Genomic DNA, 24826 nt, shown 5'->3' with positions numbered 1-24826 from the left:
GGCGATGTCCAGGCGGCGTTTCATGCCGCCGGAGTAGGTGGATGCGGGCTTCTTCGCGGCCTCGGTGAGGTCGAAGCGCTCCAGCAACTCCGCGGCCACCCGGCGCCCTTCACGCTTGGGCAGGTGGTGCAGATCCGCCATGAGCAGCATGTTCTCCTCGCCGGTGATCAGCCCGTCCACCGCGGAGAACTGCCCGGTGACCCCGATCGCGGCACGGACCGCCTGCGGGTCGGCGGCCAGGTCATGGCCGCCGACGTGCAGGTCACCGGCGTCGGCGGTGACGAGGGTGGAGAGGATCTTCACTGCGGTGGTCTTGCCCGCGCCGTTCGGGCCGAGCAGGGAGAAGACGGTACCGGTCGGCACCGCCAGGTCGATGCCGTCGAGGACCGTCCTGTCCCCGTAGGCCTTGCGCAGCCCGGTGGCCGCGATGGCAAGTGGGGGCGATGTCGTTGTCGTCATGCCGCAGAGAGTGCGGCAGGGCGCATTCAGCGCGGTTTCACGCCGGTTTCAGCACCCGGAGGTTCTGCCACAAGAACCCCTCGCCCCGAGGCGGTGTGGGGCTGAAGGGCGGGAGCGATGAGCGAGGTTCGCCGCCGCCGGGCCGTCGCCTCGGCAGCGCTGACGGTGCTGGCAGGCGCCGCGTGGGGCAAGTACGGCTTCACTGGCCTCCGGGACAACGGCGGCCCGACGGAGGTGGCCACGCTCTACGACACCCCAGCAGCGGTCAGGGAGTGTCGCCGGACCAGTCCCAGCGGCGCCGGTCGCAGGGACGCGGGTCGTCGGGGCGCGGGTCGTACAGCGCCCGTCCGCCGGCACCGAACTGTCCGAGCTCCGTCGGCAGGGCGACGCCGGTGTCTGTCTCGCCCTTCGTCCAGCCGGTGATGTCGAGCAGCAGGCCGTCCAGCGGCCCGCCGACCAGCTCGCCGTAGTCCCGCCCCGGCTGTGGGCCCTGCCGGGGGTCGTCGTGGTCCTGACCGTAGATCCGGCCGCGCAGCAGCTCCTCGTCCCTGTCCATACGTCCCACACTCCCAGCCACCACTGACAATCCGGCCTGGGTGAGCCCACCCGCGAGGGTTGCGGCGTCGTCGGCCCAGGTCACGCCCGTACCCTGAAGGGCCTTGCCGCCGCGCCGCACTTCAGGAGACCACTTTGATGACCACGCCGCTCCCGTCGCTCCTGGAGGAGTACCCGGTCGTCGCCAGCGTCAAGGACGAGGACGATCTCGACGCCGTGCTGCGCTCCGAGTGCCGCATCGTCTTCCTGCTCTACGGCACCGTCCTTGATCTGCCCTCGATCGTGCGGCGGCTCAAGGACGACGGCCGGGTCGTGCTCGTCAACGTGGACCTGCTCGAAGGCTTCGCGGCCAAGGAGATCGTGGTGCGCTACGTCAAGGAGCAGACGGCCGCCGACGGGGTTCTCAGCTCCAAGGCGTTCATGCTGCGCGCGGCCCGCGAGCTCGGTCTCTACACGGTGCACCGCTTCTTCCTCATCGACTCGCTCTCGTACCGCAACCTCGCCCCGCAGGTGCACATGTCGAAGGCCGACTGTGTGGAGATCCTGCCGGGCTGCATGCCGCGGGTCATCTCCTGGGTCGTCGCGGACATCGACGTGCCGCTCATCGCGGGCGGTCTGGTCTGCGACCGGGACGACGTGTTCGCCGCGCTGAAGGCGGGAGCGAGTGCGATCGCCTCGTCGAACCGGGAGGTCTGGGCGATGTGAAATCGGGGGTTGACACTGCCGACACCCTCGATTTACTTTTGCGGAGCGGCCCGCAGAAGGCGCCGCCACACGCTGCACCACAATCGCATATCGGCTTCCGGAGCAAGGGTCAACGCACCTCTGTTCCGGGGCAGTTACTAGAGACCAGAGAACAGTAACTCCACCCGTCACCGGGAGAGTTGCTGTTCTTTTTTTGTGCCCTTTTTCGGGCGCGCCGTCCTGCCCCGTCCTGCCCTGCATTTCCACAAAGAGGTGGTGAGCGCCGTGACCAAGTCCCAGAGGTGGGTCAGTTTTCTGATCCTGTCGATGACCTGCGGAATCGTCTATCAGGTCGCGTACATACGGTTCGTTTTCCTGGGCCCCACGGCCCAGGCCCTCGACCTGTCGGCGCAGGACTACGCCAACATCATCTCGATCTTCGGTGTCGTCGCCATGGTGATGTACTTCTTCGGCGGCTGGTTCGCCGACAAGTTCCGTCCCAAGGCGCTCATCGTGACCGCGCTCATCGGCACCGGTGTGGCCGACCTCTATCTGGGAACCGTGCCGGGTTACTGGGGAATTCTCGCTGCGCACGTCCTCATGGCCGTCATGGGAATGGGCCTCTACTGGGCCGCTCTGGTGAAAGCCATCGGAATGCTGGGCGATTCCTCCGAGCAGGGCCGCCTGTTCGGTTTCCTTGAGGGCGTGCGGGGTGTCACGTCGACGATCGTCGGCTTCGTGGGGACGGCCGTCGTCGCGGCGAGCGTCGCCGAGGCGGCGGGCGTGCTCTGGCTGATCCGCATCTACGGCGCGCTGTGCTTCGTCTACGCCGTACTCGTGTGGCTGTTCGTCAAGGGCGACGAGGAGCGCCTGGCCGGCCTCGGCTCCAGCACCGTCACCCTGCACCAGCTGTGGCGTGCCGCGCGCAACAAGTACACATGGCTGATCGGCGGCACGGTCATGCTGATGTACTGCTTCTACACCACGCTCGGCTACTTCTCGCCGCTCCTGGAGCATCAGTACGGGATGGCCGCCGCGCTCATCGGCGTCATCGGCGTCGTACGCACCTACGTCTTCCAGTTCGTCGCCGGGCCCGCCGGTGGAGTCGTCGTGGACAAGGTCACCCGCTCCACACCCCGCTTTCTGCGGTGGATGTTCGCGGGCTGCGCCGCCGTCGCCCTCGTCTTCCTCGTCCTGCCGCGCTCCGCGGCCTTCAAGTGGGTGGCGCTGGCCCTGATGTTCGCGCTGTGCCTGCTGGTGTTCGCCAGCCGGGGCGTCTACTGGGCGCAGGTCGGCGAGGTCGAGATCCCGCAGAACGAACGCGGCGGCGTCATCGGCCTCGCCTCGGGGATCGCCTATCTGCCCGACGCCTTCCTGCCCACCGTGTGCGCCTGGTGGATCGGCGACCCGGCATCCACGCCCGCTGTGCCCGAGCACGGCGGCGGCTACACCACCCTCTTCCTGTTCCTCCTGGCCATGGCCCTGCTCGGCCTGGGCCTCACCACCGTCACCACCCGCCTGCGGCGCCGTGAACTGGCCGCACGCTCCGTGTCGGGCACCCCCGAGGCTCCCGAGGCGGTGCCCGTGAGCGCCTGAACCGCCCGCCAGGACCCCTTGCCCGCAGCGCACCACGAAAGAGCGAACTCCCCATGGACATCACCGAGTTCCACCGCGACTTCTTCTCCCTCGACGGCAAGAACGCCATCGTCACCGGCGGCAACACCGGCCTGGGCCAGGCCTTTTCGCTGGCCCTCGCCAAGGCCGGGGCGAACGTCTTCGTGCCGTCCGTCGCCGACGACGACGGCATGACGCGGGCGCTCATCGAGGCCGAGGGCCGGAGCATGGAATTCCTCGCGGCCGACCTCACCGAGCCCGGCGTGCCGCGGCAGATCGTCGAGGGGTGCGCGGACGCCTTCGGTTCGGTCGACATCGTGGTGAACTCGGCCGGCATCTGCAATCTCGCCGAGGTGGAGAAGTTCGGGCGCGCCGAGTGGGACCCGATGATCGGCGTGAACCTGACGGCGCCGTTCGAGCTGAGCCACGAGGCGATCCGGTTCATGATCCCGCAGCGCTCCGGCAAGATCATCAACATCGCGTCGATGTTCTCGTTCCTCGGCGGCCAGTTCTCCCCGGCGTACGCCGCCACCAAGCACGGCATCGCCGGCTTCACCAAGGCCTACTGCGACGAGGTCGCCCAGCACAACATCCAGGTCAACGCGATCGCGCCCGGCTACTTCGCCACAAAGATCACCGAGGCGACGCGGGCGGACGCGCAGACGAACCAGCGCGTCCTGGACCACATCCCGGCCGGCCGCTGGGGCGATGTCGCCGACCTGATGGGAGCCACGGTCTTCCTCGCCTCGCGTGCGTCGGACTACGTCAACGGCCACGTCCTCCCGGTCGACGGGGGCTACCTGGTCCGCTGAGCCCGACGCGTCCGCCCGCCCCCGACGGCTTCACCCGCCCCGACATCTTCGGCACACCCCTCACACCGCACCGAACGAGGTAGATCACCATGACCCAGTCGCTCTCCAAGCTCACCCGCGAGGACATCGTCGCCCGCCTCACCGATCTGCTCGCCGCCGGGCAGATCGTCACGGACGAGGAGCAGCTCAAGCTCGCGAGCGTCGACCGGTTCAAGAAGTACCAGTCCGTGCACGGCATCTTCGACGGCCCGATCCCGGCCGCGATCGTCAACGCCCGCTCGACCGAGGACGTCGCGAAGGTCCTCGCCTTCGCCGACGACAACAGGATCAACGTCGTCGCCCGCACCGGCCGCACCGGCACCGAGGGCGGCCTGGAGACCTCGGTCGACGACACCCTCGTACTCGACGGCTCGGGCCTCGACGAGATCATCGAGATCGACCCGGAGAACATGCAGGCCACCGTCCAGTGCGGGGTACGGCTCCAGGTACTGGAGGACACGCTGCGCGCGATGGGCCTGACCACCGGGCACTCCCCGCAGTCCAAGCCCCTGGCCCAGTACGGCGGTCTGGTCTCCACCCGCTCCATCGGCCAGTTCTCGACCCTCTACGGGGCGATCGAGGACATGGTCGTCGGCCTGGAGGCGGTCTTCCCCGACGGCACCGTCACCCGCATCAAGAACGTGCCGCGCCGCTCGGCGGGCCCGGACATCCGGCACATCGTCATCGGCAACGAGGGCGCGCTGTGCTACATCACCGAGGTCACCGTCAAGATCTTCAAGTACCAGCCGGAGAACAACGAGTTCCACGGCTTCCTCGTCGACGACATCGCCACCGGCGTGAAGGTGATCCGCGAGGTCGTCACGAACGGCTTCAAGCCGTCGGTGGTGCGCGTGTACTCGCCGGAGGATGCCCGCCAGCACTTCTCGCACTTCTACGACGGCAAGGTCGTCGTCATCTTCGTCGCCGAGGGGCCCAAGGGCATCGTCCGCGCGACCAGCGAGGAGATCGAGCGCGTCATCGGCCAGTACGCGCACGAGAAGGTCGACCCGGCCCTCGTCGAGAACTGGTTCGACAACCTCAACTGGGGTGTCGACAAGATCGAGGCCGAGCAGCAGGTCATGCTCGAGCAGGCCGAACTCGGTTACACCACCGAGGTATCGGTCGACTGGTCGCGCACCGTGGAGCTGTACGACAACGTCATGCACCGCATCCGCACCGAGTTCCCCGCGGCCGACGACCTGGTGATGCTGGGCGCCCACTCCTCGCACAGCTACCAGACGGGCACGAACCTCTACTTCGTCTACGACTACAAGATCAATTGTGAGCCGCGCGAAGAGATCAACAAGTACCACGTCCCGCTCAACGCGATCATCGTCGAGGAGGCTCTGCGGGTCGGCGGCTCGATCGTCCACCACCACGGCATCGGCAAGTACCGCGCGCCCTGGACCACGCAGGAGCACGGCAGCGCGTACGCGATCCTCGCCAAGCTCAAGGAGGCCTTCGACCCGAACGGGATCATGAACAAGGGCACCATCTTCCCGACGGACGCCTGAAGTCCCTTGTGCGCGGGCCCGGTCGGCGCCCTCCTGCCGACCGGCCCGCGCCCCCTCTCCTCATCGTTCTCTCCCCATCCCCCCGTACGACCTGACCGGAGTGGGCATGACCAGCACCCGTCCCCGCTATTTCATCGGCATCGACAACGGCTCCCAGTCGTCCAAGGTGACCGTCTTCGACGCCCACGGCCGTGCCGTCGGCGAGGGCCGCGCCCCGCTGCGCCCCTACGACACCCCGCGCCCCGGTGTCGTCGAGCACCCGGACGACGACCTGTGGACGTCGATCGGCGAGGCGAGCCGCGCGGCCATGGCGGACTTCGGCGGGGACGTGGCGGACATCGTGGGAGTGGGCCTGTGCACGATCCGGTTCTGCCGGGCGGTCCTCAGGGCGGACGGCACCCTGGCCCAGCCGGTCATGAGCTGGATGGACGAGCGGGTCTCCCTGCCCTACACGGCGACGAACCCCGATGCGGCCTACGTCACCACGTCCTCCGGCTACGTCAGCCACCGCATGACGGGCGCCTTCCGTGACACGGCAGCCAACTACGCCGGGATGTGGCCCCTGGACTCCGACACCTGGCAGTGGACGGACGACGACGCGGAACTCGCCAAGTACGGCATCCCGCGCGACATGCTCCTGGAGCTGGTCGAGCCCGGCGACACCCTCGGCACGGTCACCGAGGCCGCCGCGGCCCACACCGGCATCCCGGCCGGCCTCCCCGTCGTCGCCACCGCCAACGACAAGGCGGTCGAGGCCCTGGGCTGCGGACTGCGCACCCCCGACACCCTCCTCGTCTCCCTGGGCACGTACGTCGCGGGCATGACGACGGGCCCGCGCAACGTCCCCGACGCGACCGACTTCTGGACCAACTACGCGTCCGAGCCGCACTCCTACCTCTACGAGTCGCACGGCGTGCGGCGCGGCATGTGGACGGTGAGTTGGTACCGCGACCTGCTGGGCGAGGAGGCCGCCGCGCACGCACGCGCCGCGGGAGTCTCCGTCGAGGACCACCTCAACTCCGAGGCCGCGAAGGTCCCGGCGGGCTGCGACGGCCTGATGACGGTCCTTGACTGGCTCGCCCCCGGCGACGCCCCCTTCCGCAAGGGCTCCATCCTCGGCTTCGACGGCCGCCAGGGCCGCTTCCACATCTACCGCTCGATCCTCGAGGCCCTCGCCATGACCGTCCATGACACCAGCGCCCGGATGGCGGCGGAACTGGGCACCGAGTACCGCGAGGTCATCGTCTCCGGCGGCGGATCCCGCTCCGACCTGATGATGCAGATCCACGCCGATGTCCACGGCGTCCCCGCCCGCCGCGCCGAGGCCACGAGCACCGCCGGGCTCGGCGCCGCGATCTGCGCGGCCGTGGGCCTCGGCGCGTACGCGGACTTCGACGAAGCGGTGTCCGCGATGGTCCGCCCCGGCGCGACCTTCCTGCCCTCTTCGGACCGCCACCGGCTCTACCGGCGCCTGGAGGAGGTCCACCGGGACGTACAAGGCCACACGGACGCGATCTACCGGCGCAGCTACGACATCTTCGGATAGCGGCGTGCCCAGAGCCGGCCGCTCACTCCCGTACCGCCAGCGGCAGCTCCGGCTGCTGGCGCAGCGCCTCCAGCACGGCACGCACCGCCGCGCGCGGCGGTGAGCCGCGGCGGATCGCCGCCGTGATCGTGCGGGTCACCGGAGCGGCGAGTTCCCTGGTGGCGACGCGGTAGCGGCGGTCGTCGACCGCGAGGCCCGGCAGCAGGGCGATCGACAGCCCGGCCTCGACGTGCTGCAGGGTCATCATGTAGTTGCTGAACCGGCACACCACCCGCGGTTCGAACCTCGCCTGACGGCAAAGCCGCAGGGCGAGATGGGCCATGTACGACTGCGGGATGTCGAAGGCCCACGGCTCGTCCGCGTAGGCCGCGAGGTCCGCCGCGCCGCGCCCGGCCGCGGGGTGCTCGGGCGGGACCACCAGGAGTACGGGGTCCGTGGCCAGCGGGACGATGTCCAGGTCCGGCCCCAGGGGCAGCTCGTCGAAGTCCGTGGTCGTGATGATGATGTCCGCGTCGCCGTTGCGCAGCGCGGGCATGCTCGCGTGCGGTTCCAGCTCGAGCAGTTCGACGTCGAGGTGGGGATGCTCGCGCGCCAGGCGGCGCACCGCGGGCACCGCCATGGTGTGGATCGCGCTCTGGAAGGCCCCCAGTCGCACCAGTCCGGCGGGCTCCTCGCCGAACCCGCGCAGCTCGGCCTCCACGCTGCCCATGTGATCGAGGATCGCCCGCGCCCGCCGCGCGAGGATCAGCCCGGCCGGGGTCAGCCGCACCCGGCGCCCCGTGCGTTCCAGGAGCTGCGTGCGGGTCTCGGCCTCGAGCACGGCGAGCTGCTGGGAGACGCTCGACGGGCTCAGGTTGGCGGCCTGGGCGACCGCCCGGACGGTGCCGAGGGTGTCGAGCTGGCTGAGCAGCCGCAGCCTCCAGGGGTTCATCACGCCCCCCATTGTTGTGCGGTTCTGCCGAACAGGAAAGCAGGAATTGTGAGATGGACGTGTCGCTCGGCTGCCGCCTACCGTCGGAGACATGACCGTTTCGACCACCGCCCCCGCGTCCACCGACACCTTCTGGACCGATGCCGAAAGGCATCTCGTGCGCTACGGCGGCGAGTTCACCCGCGAGATCATTGACCGTGCCGCCGGTAGCTTCCTGTTCACCGCGGACGGCCGGAAGATCCTCGACTTCACCTCCGGTCAGATGAGCGCGATCCTTGGCCACTCGCACCCGGAGATCGTCGCGACCGTCCAGCGGCAGGTCGCGTCCCTCGACCACCTCTTCAGCGGCATGCTCAGCCGCCCGGTGGTCGACCTCGCACGGCGGCTCACCGAGACGTTGCCCGCGCCGCTGGAGAAGGCGCTGCTCCTGACGACCGGCGCCGAGTCCAACGAGGCCGCGATCCGGATGGCCAAGCTCGTGACCGGCAAGCACGAGATCGTGTCGTTCGCGCGGTCCTGGCACGGCATGACACAGGCCGCCGCGTCCGCCACCTACAGCGCGGGGCGCAAGGGATACGGTCCGGGCGCGCCCGGCAATTTCGCCATCCCCGTGCCGAACGCCTACCGGCCCGACTTCACCACGGACGACGGCTCGCTGGACTGGCGCCGCCAGCTGGACTTCGCCTTCGACCTGATCGACGCCCAGTCGACCGGCAGCCTGGCCGCGTGTCTCGTCGAACCGATCCTCAGCTCCGGCGGGATCATCGAGCCGCCTGCCGGGTACTTCGCGGCGCTGCACGCCAAGTGCCGGGAGCGCGGGATGCTGCTGATCCTCGATGAGGCCCAGACCGGCCTGTGCCGTACCGGGACCTGGTACGCGTTCGAGCGCGACGGCGTCGTGCCCGACATCCTCACGCTCTCCAAGACGCTGGGCGCGGGCCTGCCCCTGGCGGCCGTAATCACCAGCGCCGAGATCGAGCAGGAGGCGTACGAGCGCGGATTCCTGTTCTTCACCACGCACGTCGCCGACCCGCTGGTGGCCGCGGTCGGCAACACCGTCCTCGATGTCCTCATCGGCGACAGGCTCGACGAACGCGCCCGGACGCTCGGCGCGTTCCTCCACCGCGGCCTGGCGGACATCGCCGGGCGGCACACGGCCGTCGGCGACGTCCGCGGCCGGGGCCTGCTGGCCGGGCTCGAACTCGTCGCCGACCGCGAGACGAAGCAGCACTCGAACGAGCTGGGGGCGCGGGTCACCCGGCGCTGCCTCGAACTCGGGCTGCACCTGAACATCGTCCAACTCGCGGGCATGGGCGGGGTGTTGCGCATGGCGCCACCACTGACGGCCACCGAGGACGAGCTTTCACTGGGTCTGACCATGCTGGACCAGGCGATCGGCGAGGCCAGCGCGGCGCTCTGAGTCGCCCCGGGCTCTCAGGCTCTCGATGCGGTGGCTCTCAACGCCGCAAGCTGTCAGCCTTGAGGGCTCGTTGGGCGAAGACGCCCTCGCGGCGCTCTGCCATCTGCCCAAGGGCGTCCTTGCGGTCCCGCTTGGAGAGCCGGTCGAGATACGTGTGTCCGAGAAGATGGTCGGCCTCGTGCTGCAGGCACCGGGCGAAGTAGCCCATGCCCTCGATGACGAGGGGGTTGCCGTCCTTGTCAAGCCCGCGAACGACGGCCCGATCGGGCCGGGAGACCTTCATGGTGGCCCCGGGCACGGACAGGCAGCCCTCGCATTCGTCGACGAGCCGGCGGCTGCCCGGATCGGGGAGGTCCAGGACGGGGTTGATGATGTGGCCGACGTGCCGGATCCCGTCGTCGTCCGGGCAGTCGTAGACGAACAGCCTTATGTCTACGCCTACTTGGTTGGCGGCGAGGCCGGCACCGTCGGCCACGTACATCGTGAGGAACATGTCGTCGATGAGCGCCGACAGTTCCGCGGTTCCGAACTCGGTGACCTCTCGGCACGGTCGCCTCAGGACCTCCTCCCCCACCACCGTGACCCGACGCAGGGAGCCCCGTGCCGCTTCCGGCGACGGAGCGGGATACGTGTCGACCGGCTGACCCAGCACACGGACCCGCCGGTCCACGGGACGGGACCGGTCGTGACGAACGGACATCGCTGTCTCCCCCTTCTGCTTCTGCGTGCGTCCACGCTCTTGCCTGGCATTGCCTTGCCAAGGGCTTTGCAAAGTAGCAGACTTTGCAAAGTGACTGAAGATGACCTCACTTCCTCTCCCGACCGGACGCCTCAGAACACCGGTGACGACGGACTGCGCGAGCACGAGGTGCGTACGGCGCTGATGGAGCTGCTGGCCGAAGTCGGCACCGTCACCGCGACCGAGGCCGCAGCCCGCCTTGGCCACAGCTCGGGGCTCTGCTCGTTTCACCTCCGGCAGCTCGCCCGGCACGGGCACATCGAGGAGGCTCCTCACCACGGGGGGCGTGCGCGTCCCTGGCGCCTGCGGCAGCAGCACCCTTCGGCCGGTGCGGCTTCGGAGGACCAGTTCGGTGATCTGGCGCGCGGCCTGGAGGACGAGAGCTGGCAGCGCTGGCTCGCCCAGCGCGACCAGGCCCCGGCCGAATGGCGCCGCGACGAGGCCTTCAGCGCCCTCGCCTACCTGACGCCCGAGGAGATGAACCGGGTCGCGGACACCGTGCGGCGGGCGCTGGCCCCCTACCAGGACCGCGAGCAACGCCCCCTGGCCCGGCCGGACGGCGCTCGCCCGGTCGCCCTCATCACCCGGCTCTTCCCCTTGCTGTCGGGGCCCGATTCCGGGGCGGACGCAGGAGGCACTCCCCCGGCAGGTACCTAGTTGGTACCTTGGAGGTATGCCGTCTCTGAACGTGACTTTCACCGATGAGGAGCTCAAGGGTGTCCGCGCCGCCGCGGCGGCCGAGGGCAAGAGCCTCAAGCAGTACCTGCACGACCTCGGAGTCCGTGAAATGGAACGCCAGAAGTTCGTCGCCGGAGCCGCCACCTGGGCCGACAGGCTGCGGGCCGAGTTCGACGCGGCCAATCCCGAGGAGATTCCACCCTCCGCACGTCACGAGGGGTCCGCGGCCGCCTGATGGCTCTGTACGTAGATGTGGCCTGGCTCCTGGACGTCCAGGAGTTCGCCGTCGCCCCCGAGGACATGTCCGTGTCGGACTACTCCGCGCTGGTCGCCGCGGTCGCCCGCCACAAGACGAAACTGCCGACCCTGGAATCCGCCGACCCGGACGCGGCCTGGCGCGCCGCCGCCCTGCTGCACACCATCGTGCGCCTGGAGCCACTGCCGTACCGCAACAGCCTGTACGCGGCGTTCGTCGCCGCCCAGTACATGGACCAGTCCGGCGAGGGCATCGACCCGCCCTACGGAGCACTGTCCGACCTCGTCGGCAAGATCCGCGAGAGCCGCATCGGTGTCTACGCGGTCGCCACGCAGCTCAGGTCCTGGAAGGTCTGAGGGCACGAGGTGCATGGCGTCTCAAGCTGGGAACAAGTATCGGATACCAGGTGTCGCGCCGCGTCATCACCGATCGGAGGCCCATGCCGCACGAAGAAGGGGACAGCCCTGCCGATCTCCTGCCCCTGCTGCGCACCCGCGTCGACCGACTGCTCTCGACGGCGGCCTCGCTGTCGGACCAGGACGTAGAGGCCCCCTCCCTGCTGCCCGGCTGGACCCGCGGCCACGTCCTGACGCACCTCGCCCGCAGCGCCGATTCGCGCACCCGGTTGCTCGCCTCCGCCCGCACGGGCACCGACGTGCCGCAGTACGCCGACGACGGCCAGCGGGAACGAGACATCGAGGAGGGCGCCGGACGTTCCGCCTGCGCCCTCCTCTACGACATGGACACCGCGCTGCACCGCTTCCTCTCCGCGGCAGCCGCCCACCCCCCGAACGCCTGGGACGTACCGGTGCGCTGGCTCGGGGCCGGTCTGCGGCCGGTGCGCGGGGCCGTCGGCAGCATGCTGCGCGAGGTGGAGGTGCACCACACCGACCTGGCCACCGGCCACGGTCCGGCCCACTGGCCGGCCCTCTTCACCGCCCGCGAACTGGAAACGACCACCGCGAATCTGCGCACCGACCCTCAATCCCCGCCCATGACGCTGTGCGCCGACGAGGACCAGCGCCCCCGGGTGATCGGCGACAGCCCGGGGCCGCGCGTGACCGGCCCGGCTGCCGAGCTGCTGGGCTGGCTCACCGGGCGAACGGACGGCCACCCGCTGACCGTCGAACCGCAGGGCCCTCTGCCGACCCTGCCCACCTGGCGGAGCTGACGCCCCAGCCTCCGGCTCACTGCTTCCCGGCGCCGGAGGCATCGACCTGGCCGTGGCCGATCGCGGCCAGCACGCGGTCGAGGACCTCCTGGACCTCGCCGACGGCAGAGAGGGTGGTCACCAGCCCCTGGGCCTTGAAGTGGTCGACGACCGGGGCCGTTTCGCCGTGATAGACCTCCAGGCGCCTGCGCACGGTCGCCTCGCGGTCGTCGTCGCGCTGGTAGAGCTCACCGCCGCAGACGTCGCAGGTTCCTGCCACCTCAGGCGGGCCGTAGTCGACGTGGAAGATGTGTCCGCGGTCCCGACGGCACAGTCGTCGTCCAGCGATCCGCCCGACCACCTGCGCTTCGGGGATCTTCAGGTCGAGCACGGCGTCCAGCCTCGACTCCGCGCGGGCGAGGATGTCGTCCAGCGCCTCCGCCTGGGCAAGGTTGCGGGGGAAGCCGTCCAGCAGGAATCCGTGCTCGGTGTCCGGGCGGGCAAGGCGCTCTTCGATCACCGCGATGGTGACCTCGTCCGGTACCAGCAGGCCGGCGCGTAGGTGCGTGTCGGCGATCTGCCCGAGCTCCGTGCCCCGGTCGATGTGCTCGCGGAACAGGTCACCGCTGGAGACGTGCTGAATCGACAGATGCGCGGCAAGGCGCACTGCCTGTGTGCCCTTGCCGGCTCCGGGCGGCCCGATCAGGAGGATGCGCATCGATGAGGGGTCCCTTCGTCATGCGTGGCCAGGGTCTTTCAGCCGATCGACCAGAACCGGGAGGGTACTGGCGTGTTGTACCCGATGCCAGAATCAACCGGCCGCCGATGTCGAGAATCCGTGGCCCGCTCCGTCCCCGTAGTGAATGCGACCACAATGGGTCGCACCAGTACCGAGGAGAAACACGATGGCCAAGTACTTGCTGCTCAAGCACTACCGCGGCGCCCCGGCAGCGGTCAACGACGTGCCCATGGACCAGTGGACGCCCGAGGAGATCTCGGATCACGTGCGGTACATGCAGGACTTCGCGGCGCGCCTCGAGCAGACCGGTGAGTTCGTCGACAGTCAGGCGCTCGCTCCCGAGGGGACCTTCGTGCAGTACGGCGGTGAGGGGCGGCCTCCGGTCACCGACGGGCCGTTCGCCGAGACCAAGGATCTCATCGCGGGCTGGATGGTGATCGACGTCGACAGTTATGAGCGCGCCCTCGAGCTGGCCGGGGAGCTGTCGGCCGCCCCGGGGGCGGGTGGGAAGCCGATCCACGAGTGGCTCGAGCTGCGACCCTTCCTCACGGCATCGCACACCATCACGGAGTGACATCCGACGTGGACGACGTCCTGCTCAGGAGTCTCACGCCCAGCGTGCTCGGCGTCCTCGTCCGCCGCGGAGCCGACTTCGCCGCGGCCGAGGACGCCGTGCAGGACGCGCTGGTCGAGGCGGTCCGCGTCTGGCCGGCCGACCCTCCGCGCGACCCGAAGGGCTGGCTGGTCACCGTGGCCTGGCGCCGGTTCCTCGACGCGACCCGCTCGGACGCCGCCCGGCGCCGGCGTGAGGATCTCGTCGAGGACGAACCGGCGCCGGGGCCCGCGCCCACGGTGGACGACACGCTCCAGCTCTACTTCCTGTGCGCCCACCCGTCGTTGACTCCGTCCTCCGCGGTCGCGCTCACGCTGCGCGCCGTCGGCGGGCTCACCACCCGTCAGATCGCCCAGGCCTACCTGGTGCCCGAGGCCACCATGGCCCAACGCATCAGCCGGGCCAAGCGCACCGTCTCGGGGGTGCGCCTGGACAAGACCGGCGACGTCGCCACCGTGCTGCGCGTCCTCTATCTGGTCTTCAACGAGGGCTACTCCGGCGACGTCGACCTGGCCGCCGAGGCCATCCGGCTCACCCGGCAGCTATCGGCAGCGATCGACCACCCCGAGGTCGCGGGCCTGCTCGCCCTCATGCTGCTCCACCACGCCCGGCGCGGCGCACGGACCGCGCCCGACGGCAGCCTGGTGCCGCTCGCCGCGCAGGATCGCGGCCGGTGGGACACCAAGGCGATCGCCGAGGGCATCGGGATCCTGTACGCGGCCCTCGCCCGTGACCGGCTCGGCGAGTTCCAGGCCCAGGCCGCCATCGCGGCGCTCCACGCGGACGCGCCCGCCGCCGACGAGACCGACTGGGTGCAGATCGTCGAGTGGTACGACGAGCTCGCTCGCCTGACCGACAGCCCGATCGTCCGGCTCAACCGCGCGGTGGCCGTCGGCGAGGCCGACGGACCACGCGCCGGTCTGTCGGCGCTCGCGGCACTGGATGACTCGCTGCCCCGGTACACGGCGGTGGCGGCCTACCTCCACGAGCGGGACGGCGACCTGGCAAAGGCGGCACGGCTCTACGCCGAGGCGGCCCGCAAGGCACCCGACCTCGCCGAGCGCGACCACCTGACACGTCAGGCCGCCCGGCTCAACTCCCTTGGGCGGCAGTCTCGCTGACAGGTCAGCCCGCGTTCTCCTTGCGTGCGAACACGCTGTCCTTGAGCGACGCCAGCAGGTGGGCGGTGTCGTCGTACACCTCCGCCGCTCCGGCCCCTGGTGAGATCCTCGCGGGGGATGCCGCCGCTCAGGACAGCAAGCGGGGTGACGCCCGCGCGCCGCGCGGACTCCATGTCCCAGACCGAGTCGCCGACGAGCACGCTGTCCCGCGCGTGCGCACCGGCCAGTTCGAGGGCGTGCGCGACGGGCTCCGGAGCGGGCTTGCCCTCGTCGACGTCGTCGGCGCTGGCCGTCGCCGTGATGACGTCGTCCGCGTCGACGGCGGCGCGCAGCGCGTCGAGTTCGGCGCCTCCCGCGGAGGTCGCCAGGACGATGGTCCAGCCGTCCCCCGCGAGTGAACGCAGCAATTGTCCCGCGTTCTCGAAGGCTTCGAGCCGGTCGAAGTGGGTGCCGTAGAGCGTCTTGTGCGCGGCGCTGATGGCATCGTCCTGGTCCGGATCGCGGTCGTCGCCGAGGACGTGCGCGATCAGGTCGCCGCCGCCCAGGCCGATCGCGTGGTGCACGGCGCGCATCGGCACCCGGTGACCGGCCTGCCGAAGCGCCTCGCACCAGGCCGTGACATGCAGGTAGTTGGTATCGACGAGCGTTCCGTCGACGTCGAACAGGGCGGCACGCGTCACGAGGGCTCCGTTCATGGATTTCCGGGGGGCTTTCACCGTACGCAATCACCGTCCTGGCGGCACGTACGCCTTACGGCACGGGGGCTCGAATACGACGCTCTGCCGTTCCGCTTCACGGGTACCCGGTCCCGCACGGCCGCCGGACACCGAGGAGCCCCGGATGACGTTCCACCCCCGTGAGCAGCAACGACGTACGCGCTCCCTCCTCGCCGGGGCCCTGGTCGGCGTAGGGATCGCGGCGTTCGTCGACGAGATGGTGTTCCACCAGTTGCTGCACTGGCACCACTTCTACGACAAGGCGTCGAGCGAGGCCGGTCTGGTCTCCGACGGGATATTCCATGCGTTCGGCTGGCTTGCGATGGTGGCGGGCCTGTTCCTGTACGCGGATCTGTGGCGCCGGGGCGCCCGGAACCTCACCGCCTGCTGGTCGGGCCTGTGCCTGGGGCTCGGCGGCTTCCAGCTGTACGACGGCACGTTCCAGCACAAGGCGCTGGAGCTGCACCAGATCCGCTACGGGGTGGACCTCGCACCGTACGACTGGACCTGGAACGTGATCGCCGTGCTGTTCCTGCTCGGAGGCGTGCTGCTGCTGGTCCGGGCCCGCCGATGACGGCCGTGGTGCTGGTCGTGGCCGTGTGCTGCCTCGGCTACGTGGCGGCGTCCTGGCGGCTGCGTGGGCGCGGCGACCGCTGGCCGCACCGGCGTGACGTCGCGTTCTGTGCCGGCGGCACGGCGCTGATCGCCTCGCTGGCCGCGCCGTGGCACGGGTGGCCGCCGTTCACCGGGCACATGGTCACCCATCTGGGCATCGGGATGATCGCGCCGCTGCTGTTCGTACTCGGCCGGCCCGTGACCCTGGCGTTGCGCGCGCTGCCCGTGCGGCCTCGACAGCGGCTCCTCTCGTGCGTACGTTCCCGCGCGGCGGCCCTGCTCGTATGGCCGCCGGTGGCCGCGCTCCTGCACGTCGCCGGCCTGTGGGCGGTGTACCGCACGCCGCTGCTGGCCGCCGGACACCACCGGCCCTGGCTGCACGCGCTGGTCGGCGCGCATCTTCTGACCTCCGGTCTGCTGTTGGCCTTCGCCGTCCTGGCCGTGGACCCGCTGCGTCACCGTGCCGGGTTCGCGCTGCGGGGCGGCTGCCTGCTGGCCGCGTCGGCCGCGCACGGAATCCTGGCCAAGTCGCTGTACGCCACGGGCCCGCCCGGCACCACGTATGCCGTGGCCGATCTGCACGGCGCGTCGTATGTCATGTACTACGGCGGGGACGTGGTCGGCATCGCCCTGGCCGTGCTGCTCGGGCACCAGTGGTACGCGGCCGGGGGCCGGGCGCTCGTCCGGGCCCGGCGAGCGCCGCGGGCACATCCTGGATGACGCTGCCGCGTAGTGAAGTCCGCGCGGGGTACCCGGCACGCACCCCGTCCCCGGAAACCGGAGGTTCCATGCTGTCCGAGACCATCACCGTGCCCAACGGCGAGGGGGCGATCATCGGTGAACTGACCGTGCCGGACACGGTGTTCGGCGTCGCGATCCTCGCCCACGGAAGCGACAGCCCCCGGCACAGCCCGCGCGACCGGGCGGTAGCCTGCGCGCTGCACGACGCCGCGCTCGGGACACTGCTCATCGACCTGCTCACCGCGGACGAGGAGGCCGCCGACTGGGCGACCGGTCAACACCACTGCGGTATCGACCTGCTGACACACCGTCTGATCGCGTCCGTGGACTGGCTCGCCGCCCGCGCCACCGATCTGCCGCTCGGCCTGTTCGGCGCGAGCACGGGCGCGGCGGCCGCGCTCGGCGCCGCCGCCGCCCGGCCCGGGATCGTGGAAACGGTGATCTGCCCCGACGGCCGCCCCGACCTGGCGGGGGACGACGTGATCGGCCGGGTGTCCGCGCCCGTCCTGCTGCTCGCGGGTGGCCGTGACACCGAGGTGCTGCGGCTCAACCGGGAGACGGCCAACCGGCTGCGCACCCTGAGCCGGCTGCGCGTGATCCCCGGCGCCACGTACCTGTTCGAGGAACCAGGGGCGCTGGACGAGGTCGCCGCCGTGTCGGCCCGCTGGTTCGCCGGTATGGGACTGTCGCACTCCTGAGCGTCCCGGCCGGTGCGTCCGCCCGCACCGGCCACCGCCCACACCTCCACCCGGCATGTGACCGGCATCACAGTGCGCCATCCCACATCCTCAGGTCATCATATGACCCGATCGCCGCACGGATTCAGAGCCGGGCCGCACCCCGGACGGCACAGCACAGCGAGACGAGGATGGGCATGGACGACCAGGACAGGCCGGCAGGGCCGCGCGTGGGCGTGGTGGGGCTCGGGGCCATGGGGCTCGGCATGGCGCGCACCCTGCGGGACGCGGGGTTCGACGTGGGCGTTCATGATCTGCGCCCCGACGTGGCATCGGCCTTCGCCGAGGACGGCGGCACCGCCTTCGCCTCCGCCGGTGACCTGGCGGCCTCGGTCGACGTCCTGGTCGGCGTCGTGGTCAACGCGGCGCAGGTCGAGTCGGTCCTGTTCGGCACGGACGGCGTCGGCGGCGCGGCCGAGCGGCTGCGTCCCGGTTCCGTCTACGTCATGTGCTCCACGGCCGACCCCACCTGGTCCGGCGAGCTCGAACGGCGCCTGGCCGAGCGTGGCGTGCTCTACCTGGACGCGCCCATCTCCGGTGGCGCCGCGCGGGCCGCCTGCGGCGAGCTCACCATGATGACGTCGGGCGCCCCCACCGCGTACGCGATCGCCGATCCGGTACTCGAAGCCATGAGCGCCACGGTCTACCGCCTGGGCGACGAGGCCGGCATCGGCTCCAAGGTCAAGGTGGTCAATCAGCTGCTCGCGGGCGTGCACATCGCCTCGGCGGCCGAGGCGATGGCCCTGGGCATCAAGGCGGGCGTGCCCGCCGAAGCGCTCTACGAAGTCATCACGCACAGCGCCGGCAACTCGTGGATGTTCGAGAACCGCATGGCGCACGTGCTCGCCGGGGACTACACACCGCTGTCCGCGGTCGACATCTTCGTCAAGGACCTGGGGCTCGTGCTCGACGCGGCCCGGCCGGAGAAGTTCCCCCTGCCCCTGGCGGCCACCGCCCATCAGATGTTCCTCCAGGCGTCGGCATCCGGCCTGGGCGGCGAGGACGACAGCGCGGTGATCAAGATTTTCCCGGGGATCGAACTGCCCGGCCGCGCCGAGCCGTTGGAGGGCTGACGCATGGGAATCCGACTCGGCTGCATCGCCGACGACTTCACCGGCGCCACGGACCTGGCCAACAACCTGGTGCGCGCGGGCATGCGTGTCGTCCAGCTGATCGACGTGCCGCAGGCCGGTGTCGAAGGGCCGCTCGACGCGGACGCGGTCGTCATCGCCCTCAAGTCGCGGACCACCCCGGCATCCGAGGCCGTCGAGGTTTCGCTGCGGGCGCTGGAGTGGCTGCGGTCCGCGGGCGCGGAGCAGATCTACTTCAAGTACTGCTCGACCTTCGACTCGACGCGGGCCGGCAACATCGGGCCGGTCACCGAGGCCCTGATGGACGCCATCGGCACCGATTTCACGGTCGCGACCCCCGCCTTCCCCGACAACGGGCGCACCGTGTTCAAGGGCCATCTCTTCGTCGGCGACGTCCTGCTCAGCGAGAGCGGCATGCGCCATCACCCGCTGACGCCGATGACCGACTCCAATCTGTTGTCCGTGCTCGGCGCACAGACCGCGCGCCCGGTCGGTCTCATCGACCACACCGTGGTCGCCGCCGGAGCCGAGGCGATCCGCGAGCGCGTCGACGTGCTGCGCGGGGAGGGCATCGGCGCCGCGGTCGTCGACGCCGTCTCCAACGACGATCTCGTACGGCTGGGCGCCGCGGTCAAGGGAATGCCGCTGGTGACAGCCGGCTCGGGTCTGGCGATCGGTCTGCCCGCGAACTGGGGCTTCGAGCCGTCCCCCGCCGCCGCCCGACTGCCGCCGCCCACCGGCCATCAGGCCGTCGTCTCCGGGTCGGTGTCCGGCGCCACCAACGGCCAGGTCCGCGAGTTCCTGCGCGGCGGCCGGCCCGCGTTCAGCGTGGATCCGCTGCGGATCGCGGCGGGCGAGGACGTGGCCGGGCAGGCCCTGGCCTTCGCCGCCGCGCACCTGGCCGATGGGCCTGTGCTCGTCTACTCCACCGAGACGCCCGACGCGGTCAAGAGCGTCCAGGGGCGCCTGGGTGCCGCCGAGGCAGGTGCGCTCGTCGAGCAGACCCTGGCCCGCGTCGCCCAAGGCCTCATGGGGCTCGGCGTCCGTCAACTCGTCGTCGCCGGTGGCGAGACGTCGGGGGCGGTGGTGCAGGCCCTCGGCGTGACGGGGCTGCGTATCGGACCGCAGATCGACCCCGGGGTGCCGTGGTGTGCGGCGGCCCTGCCGGGCGGGGACACGCTCCACATCACGCTGAAGTCCGGCAACTTCGGCGGCCCCGACTTCTTCGCCTCGGCCTTCACCCACCTCGGCCGGGAGTCCGCATGACGCAACTCCCTCGCGCGGCCGTGAGCAGCGCCGGCAAGGTGGACGAGGTGGACGACGCGCGCGCCGAGATCGTCCGCGTGGGCAGCAGCCTCTTCGCCCGGGGCTACGTCCACGCGAGCGCCGGCAACATCAGCGCGCGGGTCGGCGACTCCCACCTGATCACGCCCACCGACGCCGCCCTGGGTTTCCTGGACCCCGAGCGCCTGGCCCTGGTCGACGCCGGGGGCGAGCAGATCGCGGGCGACCGCGCCAGCAAGACCCTCACCCTGCACCGGCGCATCTGTGCCGCCGACCCCACGGCACGCTTCGTCATCCACACCCACTCCACGCATCTGGTCGCGCTCACCCTGGCCGGTGTGTGGAGCACGGACGACGTGCTCCCGCCCCTCACGCCGTACTACGTCATGAAGGTCGGGCACGTCCCGCTCATCCCCTACCACCGGCCCGGAGATCCCCGCGTGGCCGACCTGGTGACCGGCCGTATCGCTGATCGCGCGGCAGGACGCACGCCGATCAGGGCCGTACTGCTCGACCGTCTGGGCCCGGTGGTCTGGGGTCCGGACGCCGCATCCGCTCTGGCCGTCCTCGAGGAACTCGAGGAAACGGCACGCCTCTGGCTCCTGACCGACCGTCGCCCCGAGCCGCTCCCCGCCCCCGCTCTCCACGAACTCAAGGCCGTGTTCGGCGCCTCTTGGTGACCTGGCACCGCCCGTCGGAGAATCCCCTGAGCCGCAGTAAGGATTCCGCATGTCCACGTCCACCACCACGGCGGAGACACCCGACCTCGCCCGTGAGAACGCCGTGTTCCGCAAGGTCGTTCTCCGCATCGTCCCCTTCCTGATCCTCTGCTACGTCTTCTCCTACCTGGACCGCGTCAACGTCGGCTTCGCGAAGCTGCAGATGTCCGACGACCTGGGCCTGAGCGAAGCGGCGTACGGCCTGGGCGCAGGGCTGTTCTTCATCGGCTACTTCATCTTCGAAGTCCCCTCGAACCTGATGCTCCAGCGGGTGGGCGCACGCACCTGGATCGCCCGGATCATGATCACCTGGGGTCTGATATCGGGGGCGTTCGCGCTGGTCACCAGCGAGACGATGTTCTACGTGCTGCGCTTCCTGCTCGGCGCGGCGGAGGCGGGCTTCTACCCGGGCGTCATCCTCTACTGCACCTACTGGTTCCCCTCCCACCGCCGGGCCCGCGTGATCGCGATGTTCATGTCGGCGATCCCCGTGGCCGGGATCTTCGGCAACCCGCTCTCCGGCTGGATCATGGACCGCTTCCAAGGGGTGAACGGGTGGCAGGGCTGGCAGTGGATGTTCCTGCTCGAGGCGATTCCGGCGCTCCTCATCGGTGTCGCCACGCTGTTCTACCTCGACAATGGCGTGCGCGGCGCCAAGTGGCTCTCCGACGAGGAGAAGGACATCGTGGAGGCGGCGATCGCCAAGGACACCGCGCACCAGAAGCACAGCCGGGTCTGGGACGGCTTCCGCGACCCCAAGGTGTGGCTGATGTGCCTCATCTACTTCTGCTTCGTGATGGGGCAGTACGCCCTGACCTTCTGGATGCCCACCTTCGTCAAGTCGACCGGCATCGACGACAACTTCACCATCGGCGTGCTCAGCGCCGTGCCGTTCGTCGCCGCGCTCATCGCGATGAACCTGTTCGGACGCTCCGCGGACAAGCGCCGCGAGCGCCGCTGGCACCTGGTCGTACCCAGCCTCATGGGCGCCGTCGGCTTCTCGCTCGCCGCCAGTTGGAGCGGGTCCACCGTGCTGTCCCTGATCGCCCTGTCCTTCGCCGCCGCCGGCGTACTCACCTGCGCCCCGCTGTTCTGGTCGCTGCCGACCGCGTTCCTCGGCGGCACCGCCGCGGCGGCCGGGCTCGCCCTGATCAACTCGGTCGGGAACCTGGCCGGGTTCGTCAGCCCGTACATGATCGGCGGCCTCAAGGACGCCACCGGCTCGACGTCCATCCCGATGTACGTCCTGGCCCTCAGTCTCGTCGTCGGCGCGATCGCCGTGCTGACCACCAAGAAGGACGTCGTCAACCGATGACCGGGTCCGGTCACGGCCCCACCACAGGAGCACGCATGCCGAGGTTCGCCGCGAACCTGTCCATGATGTACACCGAAGCCGACTTCCCCGACCGCTTCGCCGCCGCGTCGGCGGACGGCTTCGAAGCCGTCGAGTACCTCTTCCCCTACGCGTACGAAGCCGCCGACCTGCGCCGCAGGCTCGACGACCACGGCCTGCGCCAGGTGCTGTTCAACGCGCCACCCGGCGCCTGGGAGGCCGGCGAGCGGGGCATCGCCGCACTGCCCGGCCGTGAGGCCGAGCTCCGCTCCGGCATCGAGCGGGCGCTGGAGTACGCCGCCGCGCTGGGCTGCGGCCAGGTGCACGTGATGGCCGGTCTCCTGCCGCCGGAGGCGACATCCGACCAGCGGGCCGCGCACCACGCCACCTACCTGACGAACCTGGCCTGGGCCGCCGAGCGGGCCGCCGCCGCGGGCGTCGACCTCCTGATCGAACCGATCAACGGCCGTGACATGCCGGGCTACTTCCTGCACCGGCAGGCCGAGGCGCACGCGATCGTGCAGGAGGTGGGCGCGCCGAACCTCAAGGTGCAACTCGACCTGTACCACTGCCAGATCGTGGAGGGCGACCTCACCACGACACTGCGCCGCGACCTCCCCACCGGCCGCGTCGGCCATCTGCAGATCGCGGGCGTCCCCGACCGCCACGAGCCCGACCAGGGCGAACTCGACATCCACCACCTGTTCGACGTCGTCGACGAGTTGGGCTTCGACGGGTGGATCGGCTGCGAGTACATCCCCCGGGCCGGTACGAGCGAGGGGCTCGGCTGGCTCAAGAACTACCGAGGAGAACGCGCATGAGGATCGTCATCACCGGTGGCTTCGGCTTCCTGGGACGGCAGGTCGCCGAAGCCCTGCTGACGCGGCGGACCCTGTGCGGGGCGCCCATCGACCGCCTTGTGCTCGCCGACCGGTTCGTACCTGCCGGGATACCTCTGGCGGCCGATCCGCTGGTGGACGTCGTCCAGGGCGATCTGAGCCAGCGCCTCGGCGAGATCTTCGCGCAGCCGGTGGACGTCCTGATCCACCTGGCGGCGGCGGTCTCCTCCGAGTGCGAGACCGACTTCGACCTCGGCATGGACGCCAACCTGGACACCACACGCGCGCTGCTCGACGCCGCCCGCGCCCAGGCGGCCGACGGCGGCCCCACGGCCCGGGTGATCTTCTCCAGCAGCGTCGCGGTCTACGGCTCCGACGCCGCGCTCGCGCTGCCGGAGGTGGTCGCCGAGTCGACGCTGCCCACCCCGCAGTCCAGCTACGGGACGCAGAAGCGCATCTGCGAGCAACTGGTCGCCGAGTACACCCGCCGGGGCTTCGTCGACGGGCGCGTGGCGCGCCTGATGACCGTCTCGGTGCGGCCGGGCAAGCCCAACGCCGCCGCGTCCGGCTTCCTGTCCGGCATCGTCCGCGAACCCCTCTCCGGCCTGCCCGCCACCTGCCCGGTCAGCCCCGACCTGCCCGTCGCCCTTGCCTCGCCCCGGCGCACCGTCGAGGGCATCCTGCGCATCGCCGAGGCCGAGCGCGGCAGCGGGCCCGGCGAGCTCGCGGGCGGGCTTCCGGTCAATCTGCCGGCACTGACGGTCACGGTGGCCGAGATGCTCGACACGCTGCGCCGGGTGGCCGGGGACGCCGTCGCCGACCTGGTGACCCTCGCGCCGGACCCCGCCGTCGAAGCCATCGTCGGCTCGTGGCCCGCCGTCTTCGACAACGCGCGGGCCACGGCGCTCGGCCTGCGGCCCGACGAGAACTTCGAGTCGGTCGTACGGGCGTACGTCGAGGACCACCCCGAGGCGATCACCGCAGGTGCGCTGGCCGCGGCCGGGGCGATCAGGCCCTGACGGATAGACTGACGAGCATGTTCTCCAAGGTGAGTGGCCCCATACGGCTCGCGGACCGGGTCGCCGCGATCCTCTCGGAGGAGATCGAGTCCGGACGTATCGCCGAGGGCGACAAGCTGCCGACCGAGGTCGAGTTGGTCAAGCAACTCGGGGTCAGCCGCACCGTGATCCGCGAGGCCGTCTCGCGGCTGCGCAACGCGGGCCTCGTCGAACCGCGCCAGGGCCGGGGCGTGTTCGTCCTGCCCCGGCGCACCCGGCCGCTCGACCTGGAGGCCGAGGCCTCCGGCACCAAGTCCAAGGTGATGCAGATCGTCGAGGTCCGCCGCGCCATGGAGGGCGAGGCGGCCTCCCTCGCGGCCACCCGCGCCACACCGGACGACGTCACGCGGATGCGGCAGTCCCTGGCCGCGATCGACGAGGCGGTCGCGGCCGGTGGTGACGGCGTGGACGAGGACCTGGCGTTCCATCAGTCGATCGCCGAGTCCACCGGGAACGCGGTGATGGTCTCCACCGTGCGGTACTTGGGTGAGGTCATGCGCGGCGGCATCCGCGTCACACGGGCCAACGAGGCGCGGCGGGGCGACTTCATCGAGGCGGTGCGGGTGGAGCACCACGCGATCCTGGCGGCCGTCGAGTCGGGCGACGCGGCGGCGGCCCGCAGCGCCGTACGCCGCCACATGAAGCACGCGGCGTCGCGGCTCCAGGACGCGGACGAGGGCTTCTGGACGGAGACGGACGACCTCGGGGTGGACTTGGACTCGGCGCCGTGACGTGACGTGGCCTGACGTGACGTGAGTGCGTGGGCGGGATGCGCGGCACTTAGCCGAGTGCCCGGCCCGGCAACTCCGGTGCCTCGTACGGC

General features: G+C 70.5%; 27 protein-coding genes and 1 pseudogene. 22 read left to right on the top strand and 6 right to left on the bottom strand.

Annotation, left to right across the window (positions count from 1 at the left end):
* Together ACFUPX_RS32410 and ACFUPX_RS32405 are read right to left on the bottom strand one after the other, a co-directional pair.
* Nucleotides 1–459, bottom strand: a 459-nt coding sequence (locus ACFUPX_RS32410; protein ID WP_383330785.1) for an ABC transporter ATP-binding protein, incomplete at its 3' end; no start/stop codon positions are given.
* Nucleotides 460–724: 265 nt separating this feature from the next.
* Entirely contained in the window at nucleotides 725–1015 is a 291-nt protein-coding gene (locus ACFUPX_RS32405; protein WP_383330782.1) for a hypothetical protein, read from the bottom strand.
* Between the two features lie 137 nt (nucleotides 1016–1152).
* On the opposite strand from ACFUPX_RS32405, the gene ACFUPX_RS32400 reads away from it, so the two are divergent.
* From ACFUPX_RS32400 to ACFUPX_RS32380, 5 genes are all read left to right on the top strand, one after another.
* The gene (locus ACFUPX_RS32400; protein WP_383330779.1) at nucleotides 1153–1719 is read left to right on the top strand and encodes a glycerol-3-phosphate responsive antiterminator; all 567 of its coding nucleotides are present in this window, start codon (nucleotides 1153–1155) and stop codon (nucleotides 1717–1719) included.
* Between the two features lie 264 nt (nucleotides 1720–1983).
* Complete coding sequence (locus ACFUPX_RS32395) at nucleotides 1984–3294, top strand: nitrate/nitrite transporter (RefSeq protein ID WP_383330776.1); 1311 nt, start codon at nucleotides 1984–1986, stop codon at nucleotides 3292–3294.
* A 53-nt stretch (nucleotides 3295–3347) separates the two neighbouring features.
* Nucleotides 3348–4124, top strand: a complete 777-nt coding sequence (locus ACFUPX_RS32390) for an SDR family NAD(P)-dependent oxidoreductase (RefSeq protein ID WP_383330773.1) — start codon at nucleotides 3348–3350, stop codon at nucleotides 4122–4124.
* Between the two features lie 89 nt (nucleotides 4125–4213).
* The gene (locus tag ACFUPX_RS32385; protein ID WP_383330770.1) at nucleotides 4214–5677 is read left to right on the top strand and encodes an FAD-binding oxidoreductase; all 1464 of its coding nucleotides are present in this window, start codon (nucleotides 4214–4216) and stop codon (nucleotides 5675–5677) included.
* 106 nt (nucleotides 5678–5783) lie between these two features.
* On the top strand, nucleotides 5784–7223 hold the full coding sequence (locus tag ACFUPX_RS32380; RefSeq protein ID WP_383330767.1) for an FGGY-family carbohydrate kinase: 1440 nt from the start codon (nucleotides 5784–5786) through the stop codon (nucleotides 7221–7223).
* A 22-nt stretch (nucleotides 7224–7245) separates the two neighbouring features.
* Here ACFUPX_RS32380 and ACFUPX_RS32375 read toward each other — a convergent pair whose 3' ends face one another.
* Entirely contained in the window at nucleotides 7246–8157 is a 912-nt protein-coding gene (locus tag ACFUPX_RS32375) for a LysR family transcriptional regulator (protein WP_383330764.1), read from the bottom strand.
* An 88-nt stretch (nucleotides 8158–8245) separates the two neighbouring features.
* On the opposite strand from ACFUPX_RS32375, the gene ACFUPX_RS32370 reads away from it, so the two are divergent.
* Nucleotides 8246–9574 carry an aspartate aminotransferase family protein gene (locus ACFUPX_RS32370; protein ID WP_383330761.1) on the top strand — a complete coding sequence of 443 codons (1329 nt, stop codon included), beginning with the start codon at nucleotides 8246–8248 and terminating at the stop codon, nucleotides 9572–9574.
* Between the two features lie 37 nt (nucleotides 9575–9611).
* Here ACFUPX_RS32370 and def read toward each other — a convergent pair whose 3' ends face one another.
* Nucleotides 9612–10274 carry a peptide deformylase gene (gene def / locus ACFUPX_RS32365; protein ID WP_383330759.1) on the bottom strand — a complete coding sequence of 221 codons (663 nt, stop codon included), beginning with the start codon at nucleotides 10272–10274 and terminating at the stop codon, nucleotides 9612–9614.
* A 90-nt stretch (nucleotides 10275–10364) separates the two neighbouring features.
* On the opposite strand from def, the gene ACFUPX_RS32360 reads away from it, so the two are divergent.
* The 4 genes from ACFUPX_RS32360 (at nucleotide 10365) to ACFUPX_RS32345 (ending at nucleotide 12418) form a co-directional block, all read left to right on the top strand.
* Nucleotides 10365–10970, top strand: a complete 606-nt coding sequence (locus ACFUPX_RS32360; RefSeq protein WP_383330756.1) for an ArsR/SmtB family transcription factor — start codon at nucleotides 10365–10367, stop codon at nucleotides 10968–10970.
* A 16-nt stretch (nucleotides 10971–10986) separates the two neighbouring features.
* Nucleotides 10987–11226, top strand: coding sequence for a hypothetical protein (locus ACFUPX_RS32355; protein WP_383330754.1), 240 nt, complete (start codon nucleotides 10987–10989; stop codon nucleotides 11224–11226).
* Nucleotides 11226–11603: a toxin Doc gene (locus tag ACFUPX_RS32350; protein ID WP_383330751.1), complete on the top strand. Its 378-nt coding sequence runs from the start codon at nucleotides 11226–11228 to the stop codon at nucleotides 11601–11603. The genes ACFUPX_RS32355 and ACFUPX_RS32350 overlap by 1 nt, the downstream gene beginning before the upstream one ends.
* 83 nt (nucleotides 11604–11686) lie before the next feature.
* Nucleotides 11687–12418: a maleylpyruvate isomerase family mycothiol-dependent enzyme gene (locus tag ACFUPX_RS32345; protein ID WP_383330748.1), complete on the top strand. Its 732-nt coding sequence runs from the start codon at nucleotides 11687–11689 to the stop codon at nucleotides 12416–12418.
* 16 nt (nucleotides 12419–12434) lie between these two features.
* Here the strand turns inward: ACFUPX_RS32345 and ACFUPX_RS32340 are convergent, their stop codons facing one another.
* A complete protein-coding gene (locus ACFUPX_RS32340) occupies nucleotides 12435–13115 on the bottom strand; it encodes an adenylate kinase (RefSeq protein ID WP_383330745.1) in 681 nt (226 codons plus the stop codon).
* 187 nt (nucleotides 13116–13302) lie between these two features.
* On the opposite strand from ACFUPX_RS32340, the gene ACFUPX_RS32335 reads away from it, so the two are divergent.
* The gene (locus ACFUPX_RS32335; protein ID WP_383330742.1) at nucleotides 13303–13710 is read left to right on the top strand and encodes a YciI family protein; all 408 of its coding nucleotides are present in this window, start codon (nucleotides 13303–13305) and stop codon (nucleotides 13708–13710) included.
* Between the two features lie 8 nt (nucleotides 13711–13718).
* Nucleotides 13719–14870, top strand: a complete 1152-nt coding sequence (locus ACFUPX_RS32330; protein WP_383330794.1) for an RNA polymerase sigma factor — start codon at nucleotides 13719–13721, stop codon at nucleotides 14868–14870.
* A gap of 4 nt (nucleotides 14871–14874) precedes the next feature.
* Here the strand turns inward: ACFUPX_RS32330 and ACFUPX_RS32325 are convergent.
* Nucleotides 14875–15550: pseudogene (locus ACFUPX_RS32325) on the bottom strand (HAD family hydrolase).
* A 160-nt stretch (nucleotides 15551–15710) separates the two neighbouring features.
* On the opposite strand from ACFUPX_RS32325, the gene ACFUPX_RS32320 reads away from it, so the two are divergent.
* From ACFUPX_RS32320 to ACFUPX_RS32275, 10 genes are all read left to right on the top strand, one after another.
* Nucleotides 15711–16160, top strand: a complete 450-nt coding sequence (locus tag ACFUPX_RS32320; protein ID WP_383330739.1) for a DUF2243 domain-containing protein — start codon at nucleotides 15711–15713, stop codon at nucleotides 16158–16160.
* Nucleotides 16157–16921 carry a cytochrome c oxidase assembly protein gene (locus ACFUPX_RS32315; protein ID WP_383330736.1) on the top strand — a complete coding sequence of 255 codons (765 nt, stop codon included), beginning with the start codon at nucleotides 16157–16159 and terminating at the stop codon, nucleotides 16919–16921. Before ACFUPX_RS32320 ends, ACFUPX_RS32315 begins: the two co-directional genes overlap by 4 nt.
* A gap of 68 nt (nucleotides 16922–16989) precedes the next feature.
* Complete coding sequence (locus ACFUPX_RS32310) at nucleotides 16990–17640, top strand: hydrolase (protein WP_383330734.1); 651 nt, start codon at nucleotides 16990–16992, stop codon at nucleotides 17638–17640.
* Nucleotides 17641–17816: 176 nt separating this feature from the next.
* Nucleotides 17817–18752, top strand: a complete 936-nt coding sequence (gene ltnD / locus ACFUPX_RS32305; protein ID WP_383330732.1) for an L-threonate dehydrogenase — start codon at nucleotides 17817–17819, stop codon at nucleotides 18750–18752.
* A 3-nt stretch (nucleotides 18753–18755) separates the two neighbouring features.
* On the top strand, nucleotides 18756–20036 hold the full coding sequence (otnK, locus tag ACFUPX_RS32300) for a 3-oxo-tetronate kinase (RefSeq protein WP_383330731.1): 1281 nt from the start codon (nucleotides 18756–18758) through the stop codon (nucleotides 20034–20036).
* On the top strand, nucleotides 20033–20734 hold the full coding sequence (locus tag ACFUPX_RS32295; RefSeq protein WP_383330728.1) for an aldolase: 702 nt from the start codon (nucleotides 20033–20035) through the stop codon (nucleotides 20732–20734). The genes otnK and ACFUPX_RS32295 overlap by 4 nt, the downstream gene beginning before the upstream one ends.
* Before the next feature lie 49 nt (nucleotides 20735–20783).
* Nucleotides 20784–22088, top strand: coding sequence for an MFS transporter (locus tag ACFUPX_RS32290; protein ID WP_383330725.1), 1305 nt, complete (start codon nucleotides 20784–20786; stop codon nucleotides 22086–22088).
* 35 nt (nucleotides 22089–22123) lie between these two features.
* Nucleotides 22124–22927 (top strand): 2-oxo-tetronate isomerase, encoded by an 804-nt coding sequence (gene otnI / locus ACFUPX_RS32285; protein WP_383330722.1) that lies wholly within the window; start codon nucleotides 22124–22126, stop codon nucleotides 22925–22927.
* Nucleotides 22924–23964, top strand: a complete 1041-nt coding sequence (gene denD, locus ACFUPX_RS32280) for a D-erythronate dehydrogenase (RefSeq protein ID WP_383330719.1) — start codon at nucleotides 22924–22926, stop codon at nucleotides 23962–23964. Before otnI ends, denD begins: the two co-directional genes overlap by 4 nt.
* 17 nt (nucleotides 23965–23981) lie before the next feature.
* Nucleotides 23982–24734 (top strand): FadR/GntR family transcriptional regulator, encoded by a 753-nt coding sequence (locus ACFUPX_RS32275; RefSeq protein WP_383330716.1) that lies wholly within the window; start codon nucleotides 23982–23984, stop codon nucleotides 24732–24734.
* Nucleotides 24735–24826: the final 92 nt, after the last annotated feature.

Origin of the sequence: Streptomyces sp. NPDC057302, assembly GCF_042667685.1 — a bacterium.
In the GTDB taxonomy this organism is placed as follows: Bacteria; Actinomycetota; Actinomycetes; order Streptomycetales; family Streptomycetaceae; genus Streptomyces.
The sequence above is the reverse complement of the archived record's forward strand: the minus strand, read 5'-3'. Positions and strand labels throughout refer to the sequence as shown.